Annotated in this window: 20 protein-coding genes; 10 read left to right on the forward strand and 10 right to left on the reverse strand. The window is 61.8% G+C overall.

The window, feature by feature from the left end:
• Positions 1-2 precede the first annotated feature (2 nt).
• From ACIOTN_RS09490 to ACIOTN_RS09500, 3 genes are all read left to right on the forward strand, one after another.
• Positions 3-419 carry a DUF3151 domain-containing protein gene (locus tag ACIOTN_RS09490; protein WP_105657906.1) on the forward strand — a complete coding sequence of 139 codons (417 nt, stop codon included), beginning with the start codon at positions 3-5 and terminating at the stop codon, positions 417-419.
• A 286-nt stretch (positions 420-705) separates the two neighbouring features.
• Entirely contained in the window at positions 706-1,374 is a 669-nt protein-coding gene (locus ACIOTN_RS09495) for a DUF4956 domain-containing protein (RefSeq protein ID WP_105657907.1), read from the forward strand.
• Positions 1,374-2,192, forward strand: a complete 819-nt coding sequence (locus ACIOTN_RS09500; RefSeq protein ID WP_105657908.1) for a polyphosphate polymerase domain-containing protein — start codon at positions 1,374-1,376, stop codon at positions 2,190-2,192. Before ACIOTN_RS09495 ends, ACIOTN_RS09500 begins: the two co-directional genes overlap by 1 nt.
• Before the next feature lie 18 nt (positions 2,193-2,210).
• Here the strand turns inward: ACIOTN_RS09500 and ACIOTN_RS09505 are convergent, their stop codons facing one another.
• From ACIOTN_RS09505 to ACIOTN_RS09520, 4 genes are all read right to left on the reverse strand, one after another.
• Positions 2,211-2,879, reverse strand: a complete 669-nt coding sequence (locus ACIOTN_RS09505) for a response regulator transcription factor (RefSeq protein WP_105657909.1) — start codon at positions 2,877-2,879, stop codon at positions 2,211-2,213.
• The gene (locus tag ACIOTN_RS09510) at positions 2,876-4,327 is read right to left on the reverse strand and encodes a cell wall metabolism sensor histidine kinase WalK (RefSeq protein ID WP_286134703.1); all 1,452 of its coding nucleotides are present in this window, start codon (positions 4,325-4,327) and stop codon (positions 2,876-2,878) included. The genes ACIOTN_RS09505 and ACIOTN_RS09510 overlap by 4 nt, the downstream gene beginning before the upstream one ends.
• Entirely contained in the window at positions 4,317-4,712 is a 396-nt protein-coding gene (locus ACIOTN_RS09515) for a hypothetical protein (protein WP_402735221.1), read from the reverse strand. Before ACIOTN_RS09515 ends, ACIOTN_RS09510 begins: the two co-directional genes overlap by 11 nt.
• 72 nt (positions 4,713-4,784) lie before the next feature.
• Positions 4,785-5,270, reverse strand: coding sequence for an Lrp/AsnC family transcriptional regulator (locus ACIOTN_RS09520; RefSeq protein WP_105662647.1), 486 nt, complete (start codon positions 5,268-5,270; stop codon positions 4,785-4,787).
• Positions 5,271-5,397: 127 nt separating this feature from the next.
• Between ACIOTN_RS09520 and kynU the strand changes: the two genes are divergently transcribed.
• The 3 genes from kynU (at position 5,398) to ACIOTN_RS09535 (ending at position 8,914) form a co-directional block, all read left to right on the forward strand.
• Positions 5,398-6,678 carry a kynureninase gene (gene kynU / locus ACIOTN_RS09525; protein ID WP_105662646.1) on the forward strand — a complete coding sequence of 427 codons (1,281 nt, stop codon included), beginning with the start codon at positions 5,398-5,400 and terminating at the stop codon, positions 6,676-6,678.
• A 123-nt stretch (positions 6,679-6,801) separates the two neighbouring features.
• Positions 6,802-8,184: an amino acid permease gene (locus ACIOTN_RS09530; RefSeq protein ID WP_105657913.1), complete on the forward strand. Its 1,383-nt coding sequence runs from the start codon at positions 6,802-6,804 to the stop codon at positions 8,182-8,184.
• Positions 8,185-8,290: 106 nt separating this feature from the next.
• The gene (locus tag ACIOTN_RS09535; RefSeq protein ID WP_105658007.1) at positions 8,291-8,914 is read left to right on the forward strand and encodes a thymidine kinase; all 624 of its coding nucleotides are present in this window, start codon (positions 8,291-8,293) and stop codon (positions 8,912-8,914) included.
• A gap of 622 nt (positions 8,915-9,536) precedes the next feature.
• Here the strand turns inward: ACIOTN_RS09535 and ACIOTN_RS09540 are convergent.
• The 4 genes from ACIOTN_RS09540 to xylA are packed head-to-tail and all read right to left on the reverse strand — an operon-like array spanning position 9,537 to position 14,038.
• On the reverse strand, positions 9,537-10,070 hold the full coding sequence (locus ACIOTN_RS09540) for a TetR/AcrR family transcriptional regulator (protein WP_105657914.1): 534 nt from the start codon (positions 10,068-10,070) through the stop codon (positions 9,537-9,539).
• 33 nt (positions 10,071-10,103) lie between these two features.
• Complete coding sequence (locus tag ACIOTN_RS09545) at positions 10,104-11,372, reverse strand: FAD-binding protein (RefSeq protein WP_105662645.1); 1,269 nt, start codon at positions 11,370-11,372, stop codon at positions 10,104-10,106.
• A gap of 9 nt (positions 11,373-11,381) precedes the next feature.
• Entirely contained in the window at positions 11,382-12,809 is a 1,428-nt protein-coding gene (gene xylB / locus ACIOTN_RS09550) for a xylulokinase (RefSeq protein WP_402735222.1), read from the reverse strand.
• 41 nt (positions 12,810-12,850) lie between these two features.
• Positions 12,851-14,038 (reverse strand): xylose isomerase, encoded by a 1,188-nt coding sequence (gene xylA, locus ACIOTN_RS09555; protein ID WP_105657917.1) that lies wholly within the window; start codon positions 14,036-14,038, stop codon positions 12,851-12,853.
• A 130-nt stretch (positions 14,039-14,168) separates the two neighbouring features.
• Here xylA and ACIOTN_RS09560 point away from each other — a divergent pair, with 130 nt between their 5' ends.
• Complete coding sequence (locus ACIOTN_RS09560; RefSeq protein ID WP_105657918.1) at positions 14,169-15,404, forward strand: ROK family transcriptional regulator; 1,236 nt, start codon at positions 14,169-14,171, stop codon at positions 15,402-15,404.
• On the opposite strand, the gene ACIOTN_RS09565 is transcribed toward ACIOTN_RS09560, so the two are convergent.
• Positions 15,389-16,198 carry a MerR family transcriptional regulator gene (locus tag ACIOTN_RS09565; RefSeq protein WP_105657919.1) on the reverse strand — a complete coding sequence of 270 codons (810 nt, stop codon included), beginning with the start codon at positions 16,196-16,198 and terminating at the stop codon, positions 15,389-15,391. The genes ACIOTN_RS09560 and ACIOTN_RS09565 overlap by 16 nt on opposite strands.
• A gap of 176 nt (positions 16,199-16,374) precedes the next feature.
• On the opposite strand from ACIOTN_RS09565, the gene ACIOTN_RS09570 reads away from it, so the two are divergent.
• From ACIOTN_RS09570 to ACIOTN_RS09580, 3 genes are all read left to right on the forward strand, one after another.
• Positions 16,375-17,028 (forward strand): Pr6Pr family membrane protein, encoded by a 654-nt coding sequence (locus ACIOTN_RS09570; protein ID WP_402735223.1) that lies wholly within the window; start codon positions 16,375-16,377, stop codon positions 17,026-17,028.
• Positions 17,029-17,183: 155 nt separating this feature from the next.
• Positions 17,184-18,473, forward strand: a complete 1,290-nt coding sequence (locus ACIOTN_RS09575; RefSeq protein WP_402735224.1) for an adenylosuccinate synthase — start codon at positions 17,184-17,186, stop codon at positions 18,471-18,473.
• 192 nt (positions 18,474-18,665) lie between these two features.
• Entirely contained in the window at positions 18,666-19,646 is a 981-nt protein-coding gene (locus ACIOTN_RS09580; RefSeq protein WP_388024617.1) for a TIGR00730 family Rossman fold protein, read from the forward strand.
• A gap of 93 nt (positions 19,647-19,739) precedes the next feature.
• Here ACIOTN_RS09580 and ACIOTN_RS09585 read toward each other — a convergent pair whose 3' ends face one another.
• Entirely contained in the window at positions 19,740-21,269 is a 1,530-nt protein-coding gene (locus ACIOTN_RS09585; RefSeq protein ID WP_388024616.1) for a sodium:solute symporter, read from the reverse strand.
• Positions 21,270-21,325: the final 56 nt, after the last annotated feature.

The following is a 21,325-nucleotide window of genomic DNA, read 5'->3' on the forward strand; positions in this document are numbered from 1 at the left end:
CCATGGTCGGAGAAAACCTGCTGGGTATCCCGGAAACCCTGCTTCCGGAAGAAACCGAAGTGCTGGCACGCTATGAAGCCGGTGATGAAGCCACGGACTTGGCGGCAAAGTTCCCTGCCTCGTCACTGGTTTGGGCGCTGCTTGCCAACGAAGCGCACAGTGAGGGCCGCATCGTGGAGTCGTACGCGTTCGCACGAGTTGGCTACCACCGAGGCTTGGACTCGCTGCGCAAAGCCGGCTGGCGCGGACAGGGCCCTGTGCCTTGGCGCCATGAGCCAAACCGAGGCTTCCTTCGCTCGCTCTATGCGCTGGGCCGTGCGGCCGCAGCCATCGGCGAGACTGAAGAAGTCGACCGCATCGGCAAGTTCCTGAACGATTCGGATTCGACGGCCAAGGCTGAAATCGAAGCTGGCAAGTAAGCGATACTCCAACAGCTAACGGCGGCTATTCTCGCAAAGAGAATAGCCGCCGTTAGCTGTTTAACGCTTCGAGGGCATGCTCAAGAAGTAAGAGAACTCGGGTGCGCGGAAGCTGAGTAAAACCAGCCAGACGGCACACTCTCCGTCAGCAGAAGGCAAACATGCAAGTCAAGACCTATTCAGTAACATGAGGGCGTTCTCATGTTGTTCTACTTTTGGACTCATTTAGTTCACCTAAAGTTCATAAAGAAGGGATCATCACTTCAAACTTTTGAAAGGGATAGCAATGTTGTCATTCTGGACGGGACTAGCCTCAAACGTCATCGGCATTACGGTTCTGGTGTACTTCGTATACTTCCGCCGCCACTTCCGCCGCGACCTCGTGCTCGCATATATCGCCTTGAGCATGGGAATCTTCGCGGTCACCTTGCTGCTTTCAGGCAGCGGCGCAGGCATGGGGCTGGGGCTGGGGCTCTTCGGCATCCTCTCAATCATTCGCCTTCGCTCAGACACGCTGACCCAGGAAGAAGTCGCCTACTACTTCATTTCGCTGGCCATTGGTTTGGTCAACGGCCTGCACCCGGACCCGGCATGGCTGGCTCCAGCGGCCACCGCGGCCCTGGTTCTGGTGATGTTCCTTGCTGACCACCCGAGCTTCGCTCCGCGCACCGAGCGCCAGACCGTGACCCTGGAACGTGCCTACCCGAAGAAGGCGGATCTGCAGGCTGCATTGGAAGAACTGCTGGATGCCAAGGTGCTGCGAACCGTAGTTGTCGAGCTGGACATGGTTCGCGATCTGACCATCGTTGATGTCCGCTTCCGTACCAACGCTGCCGGCAGCAAGTCCAATGCCAAGTCCAGCGCATCCGAGAGCTTCTCCGGCACTTATGAATTGGCGAACAGCCAGTCCGCACCGGCAGCGCAGAACGGAGCCAAGCAGGAGACGTGGTCCTGATGACTGCGCTTGCAACCAAGAGCGCGGACGTCGTTGCCTCCCAGGCGCGCGCGGCTCTTGAAGAAGCCGTCATCGGCCGGGAGCCGATCAGTCTCGAAGACGTGATCTCCGAAGCGGCGCTGCAGACCCGAGTCGACAAGAAGTTCCTGTTGGCCCCAGAGGAGTTCACGGCATTATCCGAGCGCTTGGGCGATCAATTCAAGATCATGCAGATCGATGGCCTGCGCACCTTCCGCTACGAATCGGTGTATTTCGATACCGAGGACTACGACCAGTACCGCGCCCACCGCCAGGGGCGGCGACGGCGATACAAGGTGCGCTCGCGCACTTATGCTGACACCGGGCTGTCGATGTTCGAGATCAAGACCAAGGGGCTTCGCGGCTCGACGGTGAAGCATCGCGTCGAGCAGGATCTGGACAGCGCCGGCGAGCTGACCGAAGAGAACCTCGAGTTCCTGGAATCGGTCCTGCGCAGCGAGTACGGGCAGGACGTGCCCCAACTGCAACCTGTGCTGGACAGTGCCTACCGGCGTGCAACTTTCGTGAACCCCATCGATGGCGAACGGCTGACCTGCGACGTTGAACTGGAATACGCCAACGGCGATTCGAGGGTTGACGGACCGGACCTGGTTGTCGTGGAGACCAAGTCCGCTGATGGCCGGGGCGCGTCGGACCAGGCCTTGGCCGAGCTGGGCATCCGAGAGGTATCGATGTCCAAGTATTGCATCGGCATTGCACTGCTGAACCCGCAGCTGCCGGCCAATCGCTGGAGCCGTTTGCTCCAGCAGAGCTTCGTTCCGGACCCGACGTTGCGCTAGATTCCGTGCAGGATTCGGCTAGCGCTCGGAGGCGAGTCGGTAGCCGAATCCGCGTACCGTCTCAAAACGTTCCGAGCCGAGCTTGTTGCGCAGGTAGCGGACATACACATCCACCACGTTGGACCCTGGATCGAAATCATAGCCCCAGACCCGGGAAAGCAACTGCTCGCGGCTCAGCACCTGGCCGGGGTTGCGCAAGAAGGCTTCGGCCAGCGCGAATTCACGCGCGGAAAGGTCGACTTCGCGCTCATTGACCGTCACCCGGCGGCGCAGCAGGTCCATGTTCAAGTCTTCGTGGGCCAGTGAGGAAACCTCGGGTGCGTTGTCCTCGGCGCGCAGGCGCAAGCGCACCCGCGCTAGCAACTCATCGAAGTGGAATGGCTTGGCCATGTAGTCATCGGCACCGTTCTGCAGGCCGGCTACCGTGTCTTCCACGCTGCCGCGTGCGGTCAGGATGATCACCGGAGTATCGATCTGCGCGGCGCGCAGACGCCGCAATACCGAGAAGCCGTCTTCATCCGGCAGGCCGAGGTCGAGGATGATCAGCTCATGGTCACCGTCAATGGCCTGGGTGAAGCCATCATGCCCGGTTTCTGCGATGGATGAGGTCAGTCCCGCAGCACGCAGCCCCTTGGCTACGAACGAACTGATTCGCGGTTCATCTTCAATGATCAGTATCTGGCTCATGCTTCCTTGCTTCCAGTCGTCAACGGCATGTCAATGTAGAACGTCGAACCCTTGCCATGTTCTGAGTTCACCCACACGCGTCCGCCGTGGGTCTCCGCTATGGCCTGCACGATGTTCAGCCCCAGGCCGGACCCCGAAGAACGAACAGAGTTCTGGCCCCGTCCAAAGCGCTCGAAAATACGTTCAAGATCTTCAGCCTGGATGCCCACGCCCGCATCGGATACCCACCAGCGCAAGGTGGTGTTGCCATGCCCATCGCGCACGATCTCGTTGCCCAAGCCGATACGGCTATCCGCAGCAGAGAACTTCACCGCGTTGGCGCAGAGCTGCAGCATGGCCTGGGTGGTCCGGACCGGGTCGAGAGCCACGGTGGCCTCGGTGCGGTAGTCCACGCGCCACTGGCGCGGACCCAGGCCACGGGCTTTGTCGAGGATGTCGTCAAGCAGCTTGCCGACTTCTGCCGGTTCCACCTGGAGGAAATCCGTGCGGTTGGACTTTGCCAGGGTGACTAGGTCATTGATGAGCAAGGACATGCGCCCGAGCTCGTCCATGGCGATATCGCGGCTCTGGGCAACGTCGTCCGGATCGTTGGGATCCATCAATTCCAGATGCCCGTTGATGATAGTCACCGGCGTGCGCAGTTCGTGCCCGACATCATCGAGCAGCTGGCGCTGGGAGCTGAGCGCGCCTTCAAGGCGATCCAGCATTTCGTTGACGGTGACCGTCAATTCGGCGAATTCGTCATTTCCGGAAACTTCAATGCGCTGGGATACGTCGGTCTCCGAGATCTGCTGCGCGGTAGTTTGCAGGCGGCGGATCGGGTCGAGCATTCGGCCAACCACAAGCCAGGCGGCCAGCGCGGCCACGAGCATGACCGAGGCGCCGACGGCACCATAGATCATGAAGTTGCGGTCGTTGGCGATGGCCTCGGCAGAGTAGTCGTAGGCCAGCACGAACGCGCCATGCTCGTGGTCTGCAGGAAGGCTAACCGGAACAACGACGGCACGGTAGGTCGTGATGTCCGTGTCGACAGTTCCCAAACGGATATGGTTGGCGTCCTGGATGCTTCTGGCCCATTCGAGGAATTCCGGATCATCTTCCAGGCGGGTGTTGACGATATCCGGTGCGGTCCAACGCACCTCGTCACCGACCAGGGAGAGCATGCCCTGCTTCGGGGAGGGCAAGGTGCGCTGCATTGCTATGTAGAGCAGGTCTTCAGCGTGCTTGAAGCGTTCCATGGTGCGCGGATCAACACCGGTTTCGGTAAGAACTTCGAATTCCTTGACGGTGCGAGTCAATGACTCATCCAAGCGCTCATTGAGTTCGTGGCGTTGTACGCCGAAGCTTGCCGTACCCGCTGCCAGCAAGGCCAAGCCAACCAGGAGCATCATCCCGGTCAGAACTCGGGCCCGGATGGACCACCGGCGTTCCGGCGCTCTAGTCGTCATCGTCGTCATCGTCGTCGTACTGGGTGCCCGAAGGAGGCAGCGGGACAACGGTCTTCTTTGGCGGTGCTGGTGCTGGAGGTTTCGGCTTGGGCTTCGGTGTCGGGGTAGCGCTGGGCTTAGGCTTTTCCGAGGTTTTCGGCTTGGCAGAGGTGCTCGGGCTGGAGGACGGCTTTTGGGATTCAGCCGCCGAGGAAGAAGGTGAAGAGGAAGGAGTGCTAGGTGTGCCGATTGTCGGGGAAGGAGTCACTTCTTCGAAGATGAACCCTTCACCGAGGTCCCGGTCCGCCGGGCCTTCCAAGGCTTGGCTGATTCCGAACGCGCCAAGAAATACGACTGCGATTACAGCGATTGTCGCAAAGACGCGGCGCAAAGCTTCCTTTCCCATGTTTTTCATTGTGGCTGAAATAAATGAGATATAGATGAGAGACGCCGTTAGATGACAAAAAGCCTGTCTCGGCTAAGCCAGGTGCTCGAAGATAATTACCGTCTGGGTGGATGAGAACGCGCGGTTGGAGCCCAAGTGCGCGGCCACGAATGCCCGTAGGTCTTCGATGCTTCGGGTAGCCACCCGAACCAGCAAATCCGGCGAGCCGCCAAGAACGAAGACTTCCTTGACCTCGGCGAGCTCTTTGAGCTGATGCGCCGAGGAGAGCAAGCGGTCTCGGGCTGTGGACGAGACCACAATAGAGATCATGGCGTTGACGGCCACGCCAAGAAGTTGCTCATTGATCGCAGCATGGTAGCCGGTGATCACCCCCGCCTTGGAGAGGGCTTTCACCCGGCCCAAGCAGGTGGACGGCGCCAGGCCGACTTTTGCAGCCAGGACGTTATTGGCAATTCGAGCATCCTTGCTCAGCTCGGCGAGAATGGACAAATCCGCTTCGTCTACACGAACAGGATTCGGCTTGGCGTCGCCTTGAACTGTCCATAATGAACCTGCCACGGTTGATCAACTCAATTCTTTGGGAAAGTTCAGATTTAGTCGCACTATATCGAATCTGATTCTACGATGGAAACACCATCGAGAACGGAAGTTCTCCCGCTTTGATCTTGGCTGAACAGGAGATCCAATGACCACGGAACTGACCCGAGAGACCCTTGCCCAGTTGGACGCGACAGACCCGCTGGTGGCCTTTGGCGACCGCTTCAACCTCCCGGAAGGCGTCATCTACCTCGATGGCAACTCATTGGGCGCGTTGCCGAAGGGTGCGGCCGAACGTGCCGCCCAGGTGGTGACCGAAGAATGGGGCCAGGGCCTGATCCGTTCCTGGAACACCGCCGGCTGGTTCGAGATGCCGCTGAAGCTCGGCGACAAGCTGGGGCGGCTGCTGGGTGCGAACCCCAGCGAAACCGCGATCACCGATACCACCACACTGAATCTGTTCAAGGCCTTGGCATCGGCACTGCGCACGCAGAAGGCTGATGCCCCGCAGCGCCGGGTGATTCTCACCGAACGCGACAACTTCCCAACAGATATCTATATCGCCGAGGGATTGGCTGATCTGGTCAACTCGCTCTCGCAGGAAACAGGTGTGGCCTATGAAGTGAAGCTCATCGATGGCGAGGCGTCGCTGCGCGCTGCACTGGACGAGACTGTCGCCGTGGTTGCCCTGTCGCACGTGAACTACCGCACCGGTTCCATGTGGGACATGGACGAGACCACCGCAGCAATCCACGGCTCCGGAGCCCTGGTGGTCTGGGACTTGGCCCATGCCGCGGGTGCAGTGCCGATTGACCTGAATGCCGCAGATGCAGACTACGCCGTGGGCTGCACCTACAAGTACCTCAACGGCGGCCCGGGTTCTCCGGCTTTCATCTGGGTCAATGCCCGCCACCATGAACGTTTCTGGCAGCCGCTGTCCGGCTGGTGGTCGCACAAGTCGCCCTTCGAGATGGCTGGCAGCTACACTCCAGCAAATGACATTCGCCGCTTCATGTGCGGTACCCAGCCGGTTACTTCGCTGGCCATGATCGAGGTCGGCCTGGATATCGCGCTGGAAGCGGACATGGACAAGGTGCGCGCCAACTCGCTGGAGCTGGTGGACCTGTTCATCGAGCTGGTTGAAACCCGCTGCGCCGGCTACGGCCTGGAACTGGTGACTCCACGCGAACATGCTGCTCGCGGCAGCCACGTCAGCTTCCGCCATGAGCATGGGTACGAAATCATCGCTGCGCTCATTGACCAGGGCGTTATCGGGGACTACCGCGAACCGGAAGTCCTGCGCTTTGGCATCACCCCGCTGTACCTGACGCGTACCGATATCTGGGACGCCGTGGAGAAGCTGCGTGAAATTCTGCACACCAATGCCTGGCAGCGCGAAGAGTACGCCGTGCGTAATGCCGTGACATAACGCAAATTCCGCCGCTTTCGGGTCTTGGTGCGCCGAAGCCGGCGAATCTGCGCGAGAGTAACCTTAACAACAGCACGGCATTTTCGATGCCGTGCTGTTCGCATAGGTCTAAAGGGAGCATCGTTGGGCAAGCAGCCGGTACGCGCCACTGAATTCGGTTCGGGTTTGAAGAAGTCGCTGACTCCTGGGCAGATGTCCATGATCGCGCTGGGCAGTGCCATCGGCACCGGTCTTTTCGCGGGCAGCAAGCTCGCCATCGCCATGGCCGGTCCCTCGGTGATCATCAGCTACCTCATTGGCGGGGTCGTCGCCTTGCTGGTCATGGGCGCATTGGCGGAAATGACCGTCAAGCAGCCGGTGGCCGGTTCCTTCGGGGTCTACGCCGAACGCTATCTTGGACGTTTCGCCGGGTACCTGACCAAGTACCTGTACTGGTCTGCGCTGATCTTCGCCGTGGGCACCGAAGTCAGCGCGGTAGGCGAGTACATGCAGTACTGGTTCCCCGAGATTCCAGGGCTGGTTTGGGTCCTTGTCTTCTCGGCCGCGCTTTTGGGCGTGAACTTCTCCAGCGTGAAGATCTTCGGAACCACCGAATACTGGTTCTCCGCGATCAAGGTCTTCGCGGTGGTCGCGTTCATCATCATTGCCCTCTGGCTGGTGTTCCACGACCCCAGCGACCAATACGGGTTCCATAACTACTCGGCCGAAGGCGGCTTCTTCTCCAATGGCCTGTTCGGCATGTGGACCGCTGTCATCGTGGCGATCTTCTCCTACATGGGCATCGAGGCGATCTCCATTGCCGCCGCAGAAGCAAAGAACCCCAAGATTGCCGTACGCAAGGCCTTCAAGGTCTCCTTCCTGCGCTTGCTGCTCTTCTACGTGTTCACCATGGCCCTGATCCTCGCGGTGGCGCCCACCAGCGAACTGCTGGCCGGAGGATCGCCATTTGTCACTGTGATGTCCCAGATGGGTATCCCGTTCGCCGATTCGGTACTGAACTTCGTGCTCATCATTGCCGCGCTCTCGGCCATGAACGCCCAGCTCTATGCGGCAACCCGCATGCTGCATTCGCTGGCTGATTCCGGGCACGCGCCGCGCCTGGCACACCGGACCAACAGTGCGGGCGCTCCTATCCACGCGGTGTGGATGTCTGCCGGAGGCATCGCCGTGGCAGCACTGGTCTACGCGCTGGTTCCGGAGGGAGGCTTCGGCATCATGATGTCGCTGGCTACCTTCGGTGCCCTGGCGACGTGGTTCATGATCCTGGTGACCCACGTGTCCTTCCGCCGCCAGGTGCGCCTGGACCGGGCCGTCCTGGAATACAAGCTGCCAGGCTACCCGGCCGCGTCGATTCTCGGCTCGGTACTGCTCGCCGGCCTGCTGGTGACCTCGTTCTTCGTGCCGGAATTCAAGTACACCCTGATTTTCGGTGTTCCCTTCGTCATCTTGATGTCGGTGCTCTACAGGCTGGTTTTCGCCGGCAAGAAACAGCCTGCGGTGAAATAGCAGGGCAACCGTCCGCGGCGCCGGTTCGCTGGCGATCCGCGGCGCGGGCACTAAGATCTTAAGGGGCCTGCCAGTTGGCAGGCACCGCAACTTTCGAGGAGCAATGGTGGCCAAGCTGTATTTCCGCTACGGAGCGATGAACTCGGGCAAATCCACGAGCTTGCTGCAGGCTGCCTTCAACTACGAAGAACGCGGCCAGCGTATCCTGCTGGCCAAGCCGGGAGTCGACACCAAGGGCGAGAAATCAATCGTTTCCCGCCTGGGCATTGAACGGGAAGTCGACTTCAGCGTGGGGCCGGAAGAGAACCTCCGCGAGAAGTTCGCGGCCCATTGCCTCGGCGATGACCCTGATGCCTTGCTGCCGCATGTGGATGCGCCGCCGGTAGCCTGCCTGCTGGTCGACGAGGTGCAATTCCTCTCCCGAACCCAGGTCGATGATCTGCTGCGCATCGCCGTGCTCGATGATGTTCCGGTGCTCGCCTACGGTATCCGTACCGACTTCCGCACCCGCGCCTTCCCGGGGTCGGCACGCTTGATGGAACTGGCGCACTCGCTTGAAGAGCTGAAGACCATCTGCCGTTGCGGGCGCAAGGCCATGTTCAATACCCGCAGATCAGGTGACCACATTGTTTTTGACGGAGACCAGGTCGCCATCGACGGTGAAGAGGTCTGGTACGAGTCGCTGTGCGCTGCCTGCTATCTGGAAGCATCCGGCGGCAAGCTGAGCTAGCTCAGCAGCCTTTCGGACCGGCAGCCAGCGGCCGGTCTGCCCAGTGGCGGCTAGTCCGGTAGCAGTCGAGTGCCGCGTTGCGCCGATAGGCAAGACCGTGCGCGCACCGATCGATGCGCTCCTGTGCCGGACAGTGAAACATATGCCCGGCATCGGACAAGCGCGGGAACGATACGACCAGCTCGAAGAGCAGAATGGAAATTCATCCCGCTGGCCTTGCCTCCGGCTCATCAGGATCCCTCGAAGGCGCAAAACCCATGGCGGAAAGAACGGCCTGCGTCCGGCCGCAAGCACATGCCAGCGGTTCCAGGAGGGAGCCGTGAACAAGGAATTGACGCATGATGCGATCGAGCAAGGGTGTACTGCCGGAGCTGTTGCCATGGCAGTGCTCCACGACCTGGCGCGCAGGACGCCCAACCGTACCAGGATTTCGCGCAGGAACGGATCGCCGCCGCTCGGATGTGCGGCACGCCAGTGATTGCGCGTTGGGTGGCTGATATGGCCTTGGCCGAGTTCGCGTAACTGGAGATCCAGTGCAAAGCAGCCTGGCTGCTTGTCGACTCGGTGCAGGAAGCGAAGGACTACCTGGCAAGTTTGGTTGAGGACGCCCCGGCGCGAGGCGCTAGCCGATGAGGCCGGCAACGGCCCGCTGCAGGCCCCAGTCGAAGCCGTCAGCCAGGGGTGCATCGACATCGAGCTGCACGAGGTTCTGGCGGTAGGCGACCGAGCCGAGCACGTGGTTCAGCAGCAGCTGCTGTCCATGGCGGGCATTTTCGGCAGGCAGCCCTGCTGCTTCCAGCAGGGTGCGAAGCTGCAGCACCGGCTGGAGCTCGGTGGCCTGCATTGCGGTGGCGACTTCGATGACCTCGGGGCTGTCCTGGATCGGCAGCAACGCGAGGTAGAGCTTGCGCGCCAGCTGCAGGATTGCCTCGGATGGGGAATTGTAGTCCTCGGCAACCACCGACAGCGCAGGGGTGTTCAGCAGCTGGGCGGCAACCTGCGCCAGCAGCTCCTGCTTGTTCTTCACATGCCAGTAGAGCGCACCGACCTGGACATCGAGTTCCTTGGCCAATCGGCGCATCGACAAATCAGCCAACCCGAACTGTTGCAGGATGCCGACCGCGGTGTCCACGACCGTTAACTGAGTCAATGCCATGGTGACAAGTCTAGTCGCAACGCCTGTGCGCGTTCAGGTTCCAAACACCGTGCGGTTCAGGAAGCCGTTGCGGAACTTGCCGGACGGATCCAGGCGCTGCGCCAAGGCAATGAAGTCGTTGAACTTCGGATACAGCCCGGCCAGTTGCGCGCCGGTGGCTGCGAAGAGCTTGCCCCAATGCGGACGTGCCGCAAAAGGTGCCAATGCTTCCTCGATCCGTGGAAGGAGCGCCTCGACAGCCTCCTGCTGGGGCTTCCACGTGAAGTGCAAGGCAATGCCGTCACGGCCGTAGTTTCCACTGAGCCACAGGTCATCGGCGGCAATGGTGCGTACTTCCGAGACCAGCAGCAGGGGAGTGATGGCAGGAGAAAGACTGCGGACAGCCTGGATCGTTTCGACTGCGTGCTCGCGCGGAACCAGGTATTCGGTCTGCAATTCATCGCCGGCACTGGGGGTGAAGTCCATGCGGAAATGCGCCAAGCGATCCGACCATGCACCGGCCTGGCCCAACTGGATGCTGCAGATCCCGCCGTCGGCGCCGGGCAGCGGGTGCAGCGCAGCGGTCGCCGGGAACCCGCCGAATCGGCCCTGGTCAATATGCTCTGCCAGCGCGTCGCCAACGCGGCGCTTGAGCCAGGCCTGGCCTACCTGCTCGCCGCTCCAGTCAGTGAACAGGCTGACGCTGTAGGCCGAAGCCTGAATGGTGTCGAAGTCCTCGAGCACCTTGTCCCAGGACAGGTCCTGGTAGACGGTCTGCTCCACCTCGAAGCTGGGCACGATATCCAAGGTGAGGTGGGTCAGCACGCCCAGCGCACCCAGGCCGACCACGATGCCATTGAAATCCTCGCCGCCGCGCTTCACGCTCAGCTGCGAGCCATCGGCCAGCACCAGTTCCACCGCGCGCACGGCGGTGGCGAGGTTGCCATGGGTTTCGCCGGAACCGTGGGTTCCCGTGGATACCGCCCCGGCAACCGAGATATGCGGCAGGGAGGCGAGATTGTGCAGGGCATAGCCGGCGCGTTGCAGTGCATCAGCCAGGGCGCCGTAGGTGGTGCCGGCGCTGACGCGCACGGCCATGGCCAGCTCATCAATCTCGATGGCTTCTGGCATCTTGGCCAGAGAGATCATCAGCTCCTCGGTATCGGCGATGTCATTGAATGAATGGCGCGAACCCAAGACCTTCACGGATTTTGCAGCACGCACCAGGTTCCGCAACTGTTCAAGGCTGGTGGGGTAGAGCAGTTCTTTGGCCCGGTATTCAAGATTTCCGGCCCAGTTCAGTTCCCTGTTGCGCAGTTCCAAGGCTATTCCCTACTTGTCGAGCCACTGGCTGGAAACCAGTGCGCGGTAGCGTTCCAGTACCTGCGGGGCCGGTTCCATCGCCGGGACTTGGGCAGTGCCCTGTGCCCAGTGGGGGAATTCTCCGGCCAGGACGCCGGCCGCCTGGCGGGCGGCTCCATCGGCCACGTATTCGCCCGGGGCGGGGACCAGGATTGGCAAGCCCAGGATCTGTGCGGCGATCTGCTGGACCGCGCGGGACTGAGCGCCCCCGCCGACCAGGATGACGCGCTGGGCTTGGACACCTTGCGCTTCCAGTGCGCGCAGGCCGTCGGCCAGCGAGCAAACTACCGCTTCCACCGCGCTGCGGGCCAGATTCGCGGCGGTGTAGTTGGCTCGGGTAATGCCATGCAGCGAGCCGGTGGCCTCTGGCAGGTTAGGGGTGCGCTCGCCGTCGAAGTAGGGCAGCAAGGCCAGGCCGTCGCAGCCCGGGGCGGCGGACAGCGCCAGGTCATTGAATTCTTCGAGGCTGGCCTGCAGCAGGCTGGCAGTGGCGTCGAAGATGCGGGTGGCGTTCAGGGTGCATACCAACGGCAGGTAGTTGCCGGTAGCGTCGGCGAAGCCTGCCACCAGGCCGGAAGCATCTGCCGAGGGGGAATCGGCAACCGCGAAGACGGTGCCGGAGGTGCCCAGGGACATCACCGCATCGCCCACCTTGGCGCCTACGCCCAAGCCGGCCGCGGCGTTATCGCCCGCGCCGGCACCGATCAGTGCGCCGGAAGTGGTGCGGCCAATGGATTCCAGCGGGCCAGCGACCGTAGGCAGAATCGGGGCGTGGCCCAGATGCTGCTCCAGCGCCTCGTAGTCATAGGCGTTTTCGGCGGCACGGTAGTAGCCGGTGCCCGAGGCATCCGAACGATCGGTGCGCAGGGCGGCCAGCCCTGCTGCCCCGGAGCCCGGGCCGTAGCCGGCCAGGCGCCAGGACAGCCAGTCGTGCGGCAGGCAGACGGCAGCGACCTTGGCCGCGTTCTGGGGCTCATTGTCCCTCAGCCAGCGCAGCTTGGTCAGCGTGATCGAGGAGACCGGGACGGTGCCGGTGCGCTGTGCCCAGTACCGGGCACCCGCCGCGGCATCGCCCTGGCCTGCCTCGGTGATGATCTGGCTGGCCGCCTGCGCGCTGCGGGTGTCGTTCCACAGCAGTGCCGGGCGGATCACCGCACCGCTGGCGTCGAGCACCACCATGCCATGCTGCTGCCCGCCCACCGAGATGGCGTCCACGTCGTCCAGGCCCCCGGCCTGGGCGATCGCTTCCTGCAATGCGCTGAACCAGGATTCCGGATCCACTTCGGTGCCATCGGGGTGCGAGGCACGGCCGGAGCGGACCAGGGCGCCTGTTGCGGCGTCGCGGATGACCACCTTGCATGACTGGGTGGATGAATCTATGCCGGCAACGAGCGTCATTGTTCTTCGGCTGCTTTCTGCGGTGGGCGGGGGTGAGCGGTCTAGCGGGCGTTGAGCAGGTGCTCGATGGCCAGCTGGTTCAGGCGGATGAACGCGAAGTTGCGCTGCGCTGCGGCGTTGGCGTCGAAGTCGGCGAAGCTTGCCGCATCGTCCATCAGCTGCTGCGCGGTTTCGCCGGCGTCCAGGGTGCTCTCGCCCAGCTCGAACACGCCCGAGAGCTTCATCGCCTCCTGGACCTCGGGGTCTGCGCGGAATGCCTGTGCGCGTTCCTTGAGCATCAGGTACATGGACATGTTTGCCTTGGCCGAGTCCCACACGCCGTCGTAGCCGTCGGTGCGCGATGGCTTGTAGTCGAAGTGGCGGGGGCCATCGTACTTCGGTCCGCCGGTCGGGAAGCCGTTCTCCAGCAGGTCGACGGTGAAGAAGGCGCTGGACAGATCGCCGTGGCCGAAGACCAGGTCCTGGTCGTACTTGATGCCGCGCTGGCCGTTGAGGTCGATGTGGAACAGCTTGCCTGCCCACAGCGCCTGGGCGATGCCGTGGGTGAAGTTCAGGCCAGCCATCTGCTCGTGGCCGGTCTCCGGGTTCAATCCGACAATGTCCCCGTGTTCCAGCTTCTCGATGAAGGCCAGGCCGTGGCCTACGGTTGGCAGGAAGATGTCGCCGCGTGGCTCATTCGGCTTCGGCTCCAGCGCGATGCGCAGGTTGTAGCCTTTTTCCTTGATGTAGCCGGCTGCGGTGTCCACGCCTTCGCCCATGCGGTCAAGTGCCGCGGCCAGGTCCTTCGAGCCGTCGTACTCGGCGCCTTCGCGGCCGCCCCACATGACGAAGGTTTCGGCGCCCATTTCGGCTGCCAGGTCGATGTTGTGCAGGACCTTGGCCAGCGCGAAGCGGCGGATCGAGCGGTCGTTGGAGGTGAAGCCGCCATCCTTGAATACCGGGTGACTGAACAGGTTGGTGGTCACCATCGGGACCTTCAGGCCGGTTTCCTTGAGTGCTGCACGGAAGTCCGAAAGGATCTGCTCGCGCTGGGAAGCGGTGGCGTCAAAAGGAATCAGGTCGTTGTCGTGGAAGGTGATGCCGTAGGCGCCGAGCTCGGCCAGCTTGTGGACAGCTTCCACCGGATCCAGGTTCTTGCGGGTGGCTACACCGAAGGGATCGGCACCGGTCCATCCCACGGTCCACAGTCCAAAAGTGAAGCGGTCGGCGGCGGTTGGCTGAAGAGTCATGGGATGCATCCTTGGATCGGGGGTTGGCTGATGCCATTTAGTTTATGTCCTGAACTATATGGGTGGTGATGCGCTAGAGTCAATAGCGAGCAGTGAACGATTCGTCCCAAAAAATTCTCAAGGAGAAGGCATGCGCCAACCAGCGTCTAGCGCCCGTGCCGCAAGCTCTTCGGCCCCGGGTAACGTCGGAGACGTGCGCAAAGCCAACCTGGCCAGGGTCCTATCGGTGATCGCAGGCGCAGGGGAAGACCAGCGGTTATCACGCGCCGATATCGCCCAACTCAGCCAGCTCACCAAGGCCTCGGTCTCCAGCCTGGTCGCCGATTTGCTGGCGGCCGGACTAGTTATCGAAATTGGCGTGCACCGCGACGGGGAACGCGGGCGGCCCTCGGTGGGGCTCATCCTGAACCCCGCACGCTGTGTCATGGGCATGGAAATCAACGTTGACTACATAACCGCCGGGCTGGTGGACCTCAGCGGCAAACTGCTGGCACACGAAATCCTGCCCAGTGCCAACCACAGCTCAACAGCCAGCGAAGTGCTCGCTGCGCTGGGAGAGCTGAGTCAAAGGCTCCAAGCTGCCGCCCGGGCCCAAGGGCTAATGATTCTCGGCGGCGGGTTGGCTGTTCCTGGTTTGGTCAACGAGGAGCGGTACACCGTCCTGCAGGCCCCTAACCTCGGCTGGGAGCGGCAAGACCTGGATGTCGCAGCATTGCTGCCCGACGCCAAAACCCGCTTCAGGCTCTTTAACGAAGCCAACGCCTCAGCGCTGGCCCAGCAGCAGTTGATGGACGTCCAAGAACGCGACTTCCTGTTTGTCTCCGGGGAAGTGGGCATCGGTGGCGGATTGGTAATCGACGCTGAACTTTTTGCCGGTCCCCAGGGACACGCCGGTGAACTCGGGCATGTGGTGATTGCCCCCGAGGGCAGGGCCTGCAGCTGCGGCGGTCGTGGATGCTTGGAAACCATTGCCGGGCAGGAAGCGATCCTGGCTGCCGCTGATCTAGGGGCGATGGTCGATAGCGCCTCGCGCCAACGGCGGATCCACCAGCTATTCCAAGCGCTGGAAACCGGAACCGAACCCGCGCTGAGCGCGGTAGCCGAGGCCGGAAAATCCTTGGGAATTGCGGTGGCCTCGGCCATGCGCCTGTATGACGTTTCCACGGTAGTCTTTGGCGGGCACTTTGCCGCCCTGGAACAGTGGCTACGTCCTGCCATGGAAGCCAGCCTCCAGATGCACGCGCCGAGCATCGCCGGCCAGGCTCGACTGCTGTGCTCGCCGCTGGGCCAAACAGGTGCGCTGGTCGGTGCCGCGCGCAGCGTGGCGGGGGACCTGTTGGAGGCCCCGCATCAGCTGGTGGGTTGAGAAACGCCTACCGGCTGCTGCAGTTCGGTCACCCAATCACCTTGGTCTTCGGAGATGGCACGCACGTAGACTTCGCGGCACGGACCGGTAGGAACCAAACCGCGGGCTAGGACTTCTTCGTGCACGGCCTGCCAGCTTTCATGGATGGTGTCCATGGAGCCGAGGTGCACTCCGCAGATGGCTTCGGGCACCGCGGGGAGCTCGATGATTTCGACATCGGCGAGGTTGGGAGCGTTAGTGGCGTATCCGGCAATGACCTCTACTCCATCCTCAGTTCCGTTGTATTGCGCAATGGGCGTGGCAAGGCTTTGGCCCTGAATGGACTGCGCGATTCTGTCGAAGAGCGGGCCGATGCGACCAGCGATTTCAGGTTGCTCGGACACCGTGAAGCGGCCTGCGGCCAAGCGCACTGCGGGCAGTGGCTTGTGGATGATTTCAATGCGTGACATGAGATTCTCCTTTGAGATCAAGCGCAGGCGCCGTTGCACATCCTGCAGCCGCTGCGTGGCCAGCCGGTGTTCGGCCTCGACCTGCGCGGCACGATTCTGCAAGTGCTCAGCAATCTTTTCCGCGGTGGCTCCCTGATCCAGGATCAGGGAAACCTCTTCCAGGCCGAAACCCAGCTCGCGCAAGGCCACGATCTGATGCAAGCGCTGGAGCTGGGAAGGGTCGTAGGAACGGTAGCCGCTGCACGGGTCTACGTGGGCGGGCTTGAGCACCCCGGCGGTATCCCAGTGCCGCAGCATGCGGTGGGTAACCTGGCCGATCTGCGCAAACGCCCCGATGGATAGCATGCTTCAGTTCTCCGCCCTCACACTGTGTCAGGGTCAAGCCCTTGGCTGGTTCTGGAATAATTGTTGCATCGCGAGAGTTCTCCCGGGCGGTTTTGACGGCCGGCAAAGTTCCGGAATCTCCGAGCAGCTACGCATGAATCCTTGGATGAGGCAGCAGCTGGCTATAGTCTTCCAGGGTGAAGACCCGTCAAACCGCCTTGCGCTTCCTCAACCTGGCTCGGATACTGTGGGCGCTGGCCACCCTGGGCGCTATCGTGGCGACCTGCGCCGACACTGCCTCACGGGGCCCGGTGCAGCCACTGAATTTCTTTGGCTACTTCACCATCCAGTCGAATCTGGTGGTGGTTCTGGTCGGGCTTATCGCAGGACTGATGGGCCTAGCCAAGGGTGCTTCGATGCCCCGCTGGGTTGTGGGCCTGCGTGCCATGGCGAGCGTGTGCATGGTCGTGGTCGGGCTGATCTACCTCACGCTGCTGGCACCCTTAGGGGCCGCAGGCGGGGTTCCGCTTCCTTGGGCGAATTGGGTAATGCATATTCTCGGTCCCCTGCTGGTTCTGGCCGATTGGCTCTTGGCCAGGGACCGTACTTCCCTGTCCTACCGGGCGGTGCCGCTATTGCTGATTTACCCGTTGCTCTGGACCGGGGTAGTGCTGATTCGCGGAGCGTCCGATGGATGGGTTCCTTACCCGTTCCTCGACCCGGATCAGGGATACCCCGTCATTGCCCTGTACGTTGTTTCCATTGCCGTGCTCTTCGCGGGAATAGCTTTTCTGGTTGTCGCTTATGGCCTGCGTGGGCGACATCGTGACGTGCAACTCGAGATTCGCTAATCGTTTCGGTAAACTTTGGTCGTAAGAGCCCCTAACTCTTGCAACGGACCTTCAGGTTTCAGTGAGCAGGACAGGGGCATATTTTTTGTCCGGCACCGTGCCGGGACGGCGCTAAGCACGCCGCAACCGCTGCTTTAAGCAAGGGGGAGGATCCCATGCCAGCAATCGTGATCGTCGGAGCCCAATGGGGCGATGAAGGCAAAGGAAAGGCTACCGACCTGCTCGGTGGCAAGGTCGACTATGTAGTGAAGCCAAACGGCGGCAACAACGCCGGGCACACCGTGGTCGTAGGCGGCGAGAAGTACGAGCTCAAGCTCCTTCCTGCCGGCATCCTTTCCCCGAACGCCACTCCGATTATCGGCAATGGCTGCGTGGTGAATCTTGAAGCCCTCTTCGAAGAAATCGACGGCCTGGAATCGCGCGGCGCCGACACCTCGAAGCTGCGCGTTTCGGCCAACGCCCACCTGGTGGCCCCGTACCACCAGACCATGGACAAGGTCACCGAACGCTTCCTGGGCAAGCGGGCCATCGGCACCACCGGCCGCGGCATCGGCCCCGCCTACATGGACAAGGTCGGACGCCTGGGCGTCCGCGTGCAGGACGTCTTCGACGAGTCCATCCTGCGCCAGAAGGTCGAAGGCGCACTGCGCCAGAAGAACGAGCTGCTGGTCAAGATCTACAACCGCCGCAGCGTCGAGGTCGAGGAAATCGTCTCGTACTTCCTCTCCTACGCCGAGCGCCTGCGCCCGCTGGTCATCGACTCCACCTACGAGCTGAACAAGGCTCTGGACGAGGACAAGGTCGTGCTGATGGAAGGCGGCCAGGCCACCTTCCTGGACGTGGACCACGGTACCTACCCATTCGTGACCTCCTCGAACCCGACCGCCGGCGGCGCATCGGTCGGCTCGGGCATCGGCCCGACCCGCATCACCCGTTCGATCGGCATCATCAAGGCCTACACCACCCGCGTGGGTGCCGGTCCATTCCCGACCGAGCTCTTCGACGACATGGGCCTCTACCTGCAGAAGACCGGTGGCGAGTTCGGCGTGAACACCGGCCGCCCGCGTCGCTGCGGTTGGTACGACGCCGTGCTGGCCCGCCACGCCTCGCGCGTGAACGGCTTCACCGACTACTTCGTGACCAAGCTGGACGTGCTCACCAACATCGAGCAGATCCCGGTGTGCGTGGCCTATGACGTTGACGGTGTGCGCCACGACGAAATGCCGATGACGCAGACCGACTTCCACCACGCGAAGCCGATCTTCGAGTACTTCCCGGGCTGGACCGAGGACATCTCGGGTGCGCAGAGCATGGAGGAGCTTCCGGAGAACGCCCGCAACTACATCCTGGCCCTGGAGAAGATCTCCGGCACCCGCATCTCCGCCATCGGCGTAGGCCCGGACCGCGATCAGACGATCGTGCGCCACGATTTGATCAAGGACTAGTTCCTGTAGCCAAGGAGCCGCCGCAGTTCATCAGCTGATGAACTGCGGCGGCTCCTTTTCGTTTGCGTAGCGCCAAAGCATGTTGGCCACGAGATCCAGTCACACCCAGATGAAACTCTAGGATTGAATGGTGCCTGCCGGTTGTGCCGAACAGGCGCAACCAGTATGCGGATGTACCAAGAAGGAACTCGAATGCCAGAACAGATTATTGTCAGCGCCGTCATTTTCAGAAACGATGCGGGGCAGGTTCTGACAGTCCGCAAACGGGGTACGGCATCATTCATGTTCCCTGGTGGCAAGCCAGAGCCAGGGGAAGCGGCTATTGATGCAGCGATGCGAGAAGTGAGCGAAGAGCTGGGAGTGAGCTTGGATTCAGCATTGCTGCGTCTCATTGGAACCTTCACGGCCCCGGCGGCTAACGAAGAAGGGCATAGCGTTCAAGCCACCGTATTTGAACATCCGTTGGTACCGATTGCTGAACCTCTGGCCGAAATTGAACAGCTGCGGTGGATTGACCCATTAGCGGAACTGGATGAGCTCGCTCCTTTGCTCAAAGACGTGGTCTTCCCAGTCTTGGCCGCCCAGCACCGAAAGATTCGAAGGCTGGCAGTTTTCACCGGCTCCGCTTCGGGCAATTCACCTATTTATGAGCAGGCGGCAGAAAACTTCGCGCGCACTGTTGCTGCCTCGGGTCGAGCCATCGTCTACGGCGGCGGACGGGTAGGCCTGATGGGATCAATTGCTGATGCTGCCCGAGCGGCCGGTGGAGACGTTTTCGGAGTTATGCCGCAGGTCCTGGTTGATGGTGAACTGGCGCATCCAGGATTAACGAGCTTGGAAGTTGTGCCCGACATGCATGCTCGCAAGCACCGCATGTCAGAACTGGCTGATGGTTTTGTCGCCCTGCCTGGTGGCGCCGGAACGTTGGAAGAGCTCTTTGAAGTATGGACTTGGCAACAGCTTGGAATCCACGCAAAACCGGTAGCACTCCTGGACGTCGACGGATTCTGGCAGCCGCTGCTGAGCATGCTGGATCACATGACGGATCAGGGGTTCCTGGCCCCGAAGTTCCGTGACTCATTGGTGGTCGCCAGCGAACCGGAAGCGCTTTTGGATGCCCTATCCTCGTGGGAAGCGCCAGCGGCAAAATGGGGCGCCGGTTCCAAGAACTGAAGCTCGATGAACCAAACGAGCCCTGTGCCCAGCGGTTTTCACCGCTGGGCACAGGGCTCGAATCTATCTGCTCGACTCGGTATTCCTGGCGGACTAGAGCGTAGGCTCTTGTGCCGTGGCATTGATCGGAGCGTCCTGGATCTTGCCCGCAACCCGCAGGTTCCAGTGCTCAATCACCTGTCGGTCCGTCGACTTGGTCAATAGCGAAACAGCAATGAACGCTGCTGCCGAAGCGATCAGGCCATAGTAGATCGGCTCATTGGCATAGACGCCGTCGAACTTGTTCTCGGCCTGGATCTCCAAGATGATCATGGTGCCCAAAGTAGCTATCGATCCGGCAGCCATGGAGGCCGTAGCGCCAAGGCCGTTGCCGCGCTTCCACAGCAGGCCGCCGATGATTGCCACCAGCAATCCGCCCACCAGGATGTCATAGGCAATGGTCAATGCTGCGACCACGTCATCCACCAAGATCGCCAGCGCGACCGTCACGACGCCCAAGGCCATGACCCAGATGCGGTTTGCGCGCACGTCATGCTCCGGGTTCTCATCGGTATTCACTTCCAAGTGCTTGCCGAACCAGCTGGCGACAAATGGGGTGACGTCGGTGCGGGCCACGGTGGCGGCGGCGATCAGCGCACCGGAGGCGGTGGACATCATCGCGGCCACGGCCGCGGCCATGACCAATCCGCCCACCGCAACGGGCAGCAACTGAGTGGCGACCTCGGCATAAACCACGTCCTTGTTATCCGCCGCGCCGGCGATGTTCGGCAGCGCCACCTTCGCGGCCATGCCAATCAGTGCGCCGGCAGCACCGTAGAAGATGCAGTAAATGCCGGCGGTCATCCCGCCCCAGCGGGCGACCTTCGGGGTTTTGGCGGTGAAAACGCGCTGCCAGATATCCTGGCCGATCAGCAAGCCCAAGGTGTAGACCACGAAGTAGGTGATGATCGACTGCAGCCCCATGCCGGTGAAGCTGAAGAATTCGGCGCCCACGCGCTCGCGGATGCCATCCATGCCGCCTGCGGCATTCATGGAGAATGGCAGCATCAGGGCGAAGATGCCGACGGTCTTGATGACGAACTGCACCTGGTCGGCCAGGGTGATGGACCACATGCCGCCGATAGTGGAGTAGATGACTACGATGGCGCCGCCGATGGCGATGGCCAGCCATTTCTCCCAGCCGAAGAGCACCACGAAAATGGTGGCGTAGGCGCTGGTTGAGGTGGCGCAGAGCATCAGCGTGTAGGCCAGCATGACGATGCCGGAGGTATTGGTTGCCGCCGCGCTGCCGTAGCGCAGGGTCAGCATCTGCGAAACGGTGAAGACCTTGAGCTTCTGCAGCGTCGGGGCGAAAGCCAGCGACAGCAGGATCACGCCTGCGCCAATAGCCACCACGAGCCACATGCCGGAGATCCCGTGCTTGTAGCCCAGGCCAACGCCGCCCACGGTCGAGGCTCCGCCGAGCACCACCGCCGCCATGGTTCCGGTGTAGAGGAAGGGGCCCAGGCGCCGGCCGGCCACCAGATAGTCGCTGCTGTTCTTGGTGCGGGATTTGCCCCACCAGCCAAAGGCCAGCATTGCGGCCAGGTAGGCGGCGACAATCGCGCCGTTGATGAATTCCATGGAGAACCTCGATGTCCGGATAAAAGCAGCGCTTACCTTAAGTAAACTTTTGTTGC

It is taken from the genome of Glutamicibacter sp. NPDC087661 (genome assembly GCF_044743275.1).
GTDB lineage: Bacteria > Actinomycetota > Actinomycetes > Actinomycetales > Micrococcaceae > Glutamicibacter.

Coding starts and splice junctions, on each gene's coding strand:
- xylA (WP_105657917.1), bottom strand. CDS start 14,038: ATGACTCTTCAGCCAACCGCCGCCGACCGCTTCACTTTTGGACTGTGG.
- ACIOTN_RS09580 (WP_388024617.1), top strand. CDS start 18,666: ATGCCAGAACAGATTATTGTCAGCGCCGTCATTTTCAGAAACGATGCG.
- ACIOTN_RS09585 (WP_388024616.1), bottom strand. CDS start 21,269: ATGGAATTCATCAACGGCGCGATTGTCGCCGCCTACCTGGCCGCAATG.
- ACIOTN_RS09575 (WP_402735224.1), top strand. CDS start 17,184: ATGCCAGCAATCGTGATCGTCGGAGCCCAATGGGGCGATGAAGGCAAA.
- ACIOTN_RS09540 (WP_105657914.1), bottom strand. CDS start 10,070: ATGGCATTGACTCAGTTAACGGTCGTGGACACCGCGGTCGGCATCCTG.
- kynU (WP_105662646.1), top strand. CDS start 5,398: ATGACCACGGAACTGACCCGAGAGACCCTTGCCCAGTTGGACGCGACA.
- ACIOTN_RS09495 (WP_105657907.1), top strand. CDS start 706: ATGTTGTCATTCTGGACGGGACTAGCCTCAAACGTCATCGGCATTACG.
- ACIOTN_RS09515 (WP_402735221.1), bottom strand. CDS start 4,712: ATGGGAAAGGAAGCTTTGCGCCGCGTCTTTGCGACAATCGCTGTAATC.
- ACIOTN_RS09560 (WP_105657918.1), top strand. CDS start 14,169: ATGCGCCAACCAGCGTCTAGCGCCCGTGCCGCAAGCTCTTCGGCCCCG.
- ACIOTN_RS09500 (WP_105657908.1), top strand. CDS start 1,374: ATGACTGCGCTTGCAACCAAGAGCGCGGACGTCGTTGCCTCCCAGGCG.
- ACIOTN_RS09505 (WP_105657909.1), bottom strand. CDS start 2,879: ATGAGCCAGATACTGATCATTGAAGATGAACCGCGAATCAGTTCGTTC.
- xylB (WP_402735222.1), bottom strand. CDS start 12,809: ATGACGCTCGTTGCCGGCATAGATTCATCCACCCAGTCATGCAAGGTG.
- ACIOTN_RS09510 (WP_286134703.1), bottom strand. CDS start 4,327: ATGACGACTAGAGCGCCGGAACGCCGGTGGTCCATCCGGGCCCGAGTT.
- ACIOTN_RS09490 (WP_105657906.1), top strand. CDS start 3: ATGGTCGGAGAAAACCTGCTGGGTATCCCGGAAACCCTGCTTCCGGAA.
- ACIOTN_RS09565 (WP_105657919.1), bottom strand. CDS start 16,198: ATGCTATCCATCGGGGCGTTTGCGCAGATCGGCCAGGTTACCCACCGC.